This window comes from Curtobacterium sp. HSID17257 (assembly GCF_003989515.1).
Taxonomy (GTDB): domain Bacteria; phylum Actinomycetota; class Actinomycetes; order Actinomycetales; family Microbacteriaceae; genus Curtobacterium.
Window position 1 is genome coordinate 1 of record NZ_RBLU01000195.1, and the last position, 2,625, is coordinate 2,625.

The 2,625-nt window shown below is 72.1% G+C and carries 5 protein-coding genes; 2 read left to right on the top strand and 3 right to left on the bottom strand.

Annotated features, from left to right (window positions below; genetic code table 11):
* Positions 1 to 727 (top strand): SbcC/MukB-like Walker B domain-containing protein (locus D8M35_RS15915; protein ID WP_148113407.1); only part of this gene is annotated, 727 nt, incomplete at its 5' end.
* Positions 728 to 807: 80 nt separating this feature from the next.
* Here D8M35_RS15915 and D8M35_RS16805 read toward each other — a convergent pair.
* Both D8M35_RS16805 and D8M35_RS15920 read right to left on the bottom strand, forming a co-directional pair.
* Positions 808 to 984, bottom strand: coding sequence for a hypothetical protein (locus D8M35_RS16805; protein ID WP_153257451.1), 177 nt, complete (start codon positions 982 to 984; stop codon positions 808 to 810).
* Positions 981 to 1,787, bottom strand: coding sequence for a class E sortase (locus tag D8M35_RS15920; protein WP_238638279.1), 807 nt, complete (start codon positions 1,785 to 1,787; stop codon positions 981 to 983). Before D8M35_RS15920 ends, D8M35_RS16805 begins: the two co-directional genes overlap by 4 nt.
* Before the next feature lie 112 nt (positions 1,788 to 1,899).
* Between D8M35_RS15920 and D8M35_RS15925 the strand changes: the two genes are divergently transcribed.
* The gene (locus D8M35_RS15925; RefSeq protein ID WP_126892689.1) at positions 1,900 to 2,340 is read left to right on the top strand and encodes a GNAT family acetyltransferase; all 441 of its coding nucleotides are present in this window, start codon (positions 1,900 to 1,902) and stop codon (positions 2,338 to 2,340) included.
* A 61-nt stretch (positions 2,341 to 2,401) separates the two neighbouring features.
* On the opposite strand, the gene D8M35_RS15930 is transcribed toward D8M35_RS15925, so the two are convergent.
* Positions 2,402 to 2,625: EamA family transporter (locus tag D8M35_RS15930; protein WP_148113408.1), on the bottom strand; the 224-nt coding region annotated here is incomplete at its 5' end.

The following is a 2,625-nucleotide window of genomic DNA, read 5'->3' on the forward strand; positions in this document are numbered from 1 at the left end:
TGCCCCGCTCGACTTCGACGCAGCACGTGCCGCGCACGTCGCAGCGGACGGACTCGCCGACGAGGCCGTCCGCACGGCGGTCTCGGCATCGGACCGTGCCGAGGCCGCGGCCGGCTGTGCCGCCGAGGTCGCACGCGCCGTCCGGGCCCGCGACGACACGTCCGCGCAGAGCCGGGCGATCGTCCGCCTGGCCGACGTCGCCAACGGCGTGACCGCGGTGAACCCGAGCGGCATCACCCTCGGCACGTACGTGCTCATGCGGCGCTTCGAGGACGTCGTCGCAGCCGCGAACGACCGCCTGCGCGGGATGCTCGGCGGTCGGTTCACCCTCGAGACGTCCGACGAGCGCGAAGCCGGCTCACGGGCGCGACGGACCGGCCTCGCGCTCGCGGTCCACGACCACACCACCGACACCCGGCGCGCACCGGGGAGCCTGTCCGGCGGCGAGACCTTCACGGTCTCGCTCTGCCTGGCGCTCGGGCTCGCCGACGTCGTGCAGGCCGAGGCCGGCGGGGTCTCGCTCGGCACGTTGTTCGTCGACGAGGGCTTCGGCACCCTCGACCCCGAGACCCTCGACGACGTCATCGGCCAGCTGGCACGACTGACCGCCGGGGGGCGTCAGGTCGGGATCGTCAGTCACGTCGAGGAGCTCAAGCAGCGCATCCCCGAGCGCATCGCCGTGCGACGCACCGCAGCGGGCGGCTCGCGGGTCACCACCACCGTCTGACGAACCACGAACCACGGACCACGAACGACGAACCACGGACCACGGACCACGAACCGCGGGAGGTTGGTGGAGGACCGCGGTCAGGGGGACGGCGTCGCGTCCACCGTGCCGTCGGGCGGCGGCAGGATGTCGGCCGCGATCCACGGGAAGACCCACGTGAACAGCGCGTACACGATCACCGCGAGCAGCACGAGCAGCTCGAGGACCTTCAGGGCGGCCGGTCCGGGCAGGACCCGCCAGACGAACGGGAAGATCACTGCGGCGTCTCCGAGAGTTCCTTGGGGGTGCCCTCCGAGACGGGCATCCAGTAGTCGAGCTTGGCGTGGGTCACGTATCGCTCCTTGGCGGACCACATCGGGTGGCACGCGGTGAGCGTGAGCCAGCGGTCCTCCGCCGAGGGCGTGACACCCGGCTGGTTCGGCACCGGCGCGATCGTCTCGATCTTGTCCGGCGTGACGATCTGCGAGTCGGTGACCTTGTAGACGTACCAGACGTCGAAGTCCTTCGCAGCGTCGGTCACACGGACGACGATCGCGTCGTCGGTCTTCAGGTCCGCGATCTGGTTCAGCGGCTTGCCGTAGGTCACGCGGTGCCCTGCGACGGCGAAGTTGCCCTCGGCGCCCGGCATCGCGGTGTCCTGGTAGTGCCCGAGCCCGATCGTGTTGAGCACGCGCTCGCGGTCGGTGCCCTCGCCGATCGGACGCAGGTAGTCGGCGCCGAAGCGCGGGATCTGCATCGTGCCGAACACGCTCGTGACCTCCGGCGGTTCGGCGAGCACGGGGGCCTCGCCGCGGTGCTCGGAGCCCTCGACCTTCGGTGCCGCACGCTGCCCGAGGTCGTCGACGAGCTTCGTCTGCTCGTTCACGGCGACGACGTCCGTCCACCACGCGGTCCACGCCACGTAGAGACCGGTGCCGGCGCCGGCGATGATCAGGAGCTCGGCCAGCAGTGCGACGAGTGCCCCGCCGACGGTCTGGCGACGCCGGGGGCGCCGTGGCTGCCGCGTGGCCTCGTCCTCGCGCGCCGAGCGGCGCGTCGGGGCGGTGTCGTGTGCGGTCACGGTGCTCCTGATCCGGATGGGGTGGTCGGACAGGTCTATCAGACCACGCCGACGGACAGGTGACGAGTCCTCGCACCTGTGGATGCCCACGGGGTGCGGCTAGCGTGGCCGGATGGCCCCGGTGTTCCGTCCCTTCCGTCCCGACGACACCGAGGCGGTCGTCGCCCTGTGGGACGCCTGCGGGCTGCTGCGCCCGTGGAACGACCCGCGCCGTGACATCGCGCGCAAGGTCGCCGAGCAGCCCGAGCTGTTCCTGGTCGCCGAGCAGGCCGGGCGTGACGACGAGCGGACGGTCGTCGGCGTCGGCATGGCGGGCTACGACGGGCACCGCGGCTGGGTGAACTACCTGGCGGTCCGTCCCGACCTGCAGGGATCCGGGCTCGGTCGCGCCTTCATGGCCGAGTTCGAACGGCTCCTGACCGCCCGAGGGTGCCCGAAGGTCAACGTGCAGGTGCGCGAGGGGAACGAGCAGGTGCTCGGGTTCTACGCCTCGCTCGGGTACGCCCCGGACCGTGCGGTGTCCCTCGGCAAGCGCCTCATCGCCGACGACTGACGCCGGACACCCGCTCCGCCGGACACCCGCCCCGCCGGACACCCGTTCCGCCGGACACCCGCTACGCCAGCGCCAGACCGACCGACGCCGCGAAGGCGAACACGATCCCGGTCCACTGCACCCGGGTCAGCCGCTCACGCAGCACCACGCCGGCGAGCACCAACGTGCCGATCGGGTAGAGGGCGTTGAGGACGCTCACCACGGGGAGCACGGCGTCGCCCGACCCGACGTGCAGCGCCGCCTGGATGCAGGCGTTCGCCAGCGCGTCGAGCACGCCGCAGGCCA